At 69.2% G+C, this 1,851-nt stretch carries 2 protein-coding genes and 1 pseudogene; all 3 read left to right on the plus strand.

Annotated elements, in window-relative coordinates:
* Nucleotides 1–180 precede the first annotated feature (180 nt).
* Entirely contained in the window at nt 181–1,008 is an 828-nt protein-coding gene (locus FNQ90_RS21710) for a helix-turn-helix domain-containing protein (RefSeq protein WP_182607904.1), read from the plus strand.
* Complete coding sequence (locus tag FNQ90_RS21715) at nt 1,005–1,190, plus strand: DUF397 domain-containing protein (RefSeq protein ID WP_182607905.1); 186 nt, start codon at nt 1,005–1,007, stop codon at nt 1,188–1,190. The genes FNQ90_RS21710 and FNQ90_RS21715 overlap by 4 nt, the downstream gene beginning before the upstream one ends.
* Before the next feature lie 367 nt (nt 1,191–1,557).
* Nucleotides 1,558–1,767 (plus strand): annotated as a pseudogene (locus FNQ90_RS21720) (ABC transporter ATP-binding protein); the annotation flags it as partial.
* Nucleotides 1,768–1,851 lie beyond the last annotated feature (84 nt).

Genomic DNA, 1,851 nt, shown 5'->3' on the forward strand with positions numbered 1-1,851 from the left:
TCGCGTGCCCGTGGATCCGCCGTGGTCCCCGGTCCCCACCACGTCCGGGGAGCGGTTCAACAGGTCACCTCCGAGGGGGAATGTCCTTCCCCTTCACCATCGGCGCGTAACCGAAAGACGACAAGGAGTAGCCTGTGGCCGGTCCTCGTTGGTACCGATCCGATGGGCGGAGCACGCGAGATGGACGCACGACACAAGGACACCCCACCCCTGACCCCCGATCGACTCCTCGCCCGCAGGCTGCGGGAACACCGCGAGGCGCGCGGCCTCTCGCTGCGGGGGATGGGCGACCTCATCGGTTACCCGCACTCGTACGTCTCCCGCATGGAGACGGGTAAGCAACGACCGTCGGACGCCGTGGCGGAGAGGCTCGACCGGGAGCTGGGCACCTCCGGGGAGTTCGTCTCCCTGCTGGAGATGGCCCGCGCCCACCTCATCGAGGCGGGGGTGCGCATGGTGTTGAGCAGGGAGACCGAGGCCGTGCGTATCCAGGGGTTCGCCTCCAGCGTTCTTCCGGGCCTGCTCCAGACCGAGCGCTACGCCCGTGCTCTCCTCCGCGCGGGCATCCCGGGGGAGACCGAGGAGGAGATCGAGGAACGGGTGGCGGTGCGAATGAGGAGGCAGGAGATCCTGGCCAGGGAGAAGCCTCCCCTCTATCAGGTGCTTCTGGACGAGGCGACCCTGGCCCGGCCGGTTGGTGGGCCACATGTGATGTGTGAGCAGTTGGCACGTCTGGCCGACCGCCAGGAGGAAAAGAACATCTCGATCCAGGTCATTCCGTTTCTGGCGGGGAGCCACGGGATGATGGGTGGAAGTCTGCTGATGATGGATCTGGAAACCGGATCACCGATGGCCCTGGTGGAGAGTTTCCGGACGGGGGTGCCCATCGAGTCCCGATGGGAATACGTGGAGTGCGCGGAGGTCTTCGTCGCCGCGCGAGCGATGGCCCTGTCCGAGAAGGACTCGACAGACCTGATCCGTCGATACGAGAAGGAGTTCGCCGAATGAGCGAGACCCCGTGGCGCAGGTCGTCCCACAGTGGAATGGACAACGGCAACTGCCTCGAGGTGCGGGACGATGTGCCCGCCACGGTGCCCGTCCGTGACAGCAAGCGGCCCGAGGGGCCGGTGGTGAACGTGCCGGCCGTCGCCTGGGCCGACTTCATCGACCATCTCAAGCGCCGGGCCTGAGCCCGGGACCGAAAGCCCGCACATCGTGCGCCGGCCCGCGATCCCGGGACGATCGCGGGCCGGCGTCGTGCTCGGGTCACGGAGAACCCCGTGCGCCGCCGACCGGGTGCCGGCTACCCTGGTGGCGTCCTGTTGTCTCCGATAGAGGTGGACGTTGCGCATCTGAGGTTCGCGATCACCGCGCGGCACGGCCCCGGGCCGTATGCCGTCGTCCGGTGGAGACCCCGTCTCCCGCACGATGCGCCGCGTGGATGCGACCTTTGGTGCACGGGCCGTCCCCCGCACGGGACGCGCACTTCTCCCGCCCCCTCCGGGCCGGTCGCCGCACGGTGCTCGCACACGCGCCCATCGACCGTTCCGTGAGCGTGATTGCGAGGTGGGGCGGATGTCCGGCGGGGAGACCGTCCTGCCCGGCCCAACGGTCCGGCTGCTGGGACGTCCCGATGTGCTGCTGCTGGACGAACCCACCAACAACCTCGACCTCTTCGCCCGCCGTCGGTTTCACGAGGCGGTCGCCGGGCACCGGTCCGGGGCGCTGCTGGTCGTCTCCCACGACCGGGCCCTGTTGGAGGCGATCGGTGTCACCCGGTGGGTGCTGCTGGGGGAGGAGTCCGGGGGGCTCGGACGGGAGGAGGCCCTGAACCTCTTCGGGGCCCCGCCC

Source organism: Streptomyces alkaliphilus, assembly GCF_014141535.1.
Taxonomy (GTDB): domain Bacteria; phylum Actinomycetota; class Actinomycetes; order Streptomycetales; family Streptomycetaceae; genus Streptomyces; species Streptomyces alkaliphilus.

Excerpts from the sequence above, each read along its gene's own strand:
- FNQ90_RS21710 (WP_182607904.1), top strand. The coding sequence starts at position 181 with ATGGACGCACGACACAAGGACACCCCACCCCTGACCCCCGATCGACTC.
- FNQ90_RS21715 (WP_182607905.1), top strand. The coding sequence starts at position 1,005 with ATGAGCGAGACCCCGTGGCGCAGGTCGTCCCACAGTGGAATGGACAAC.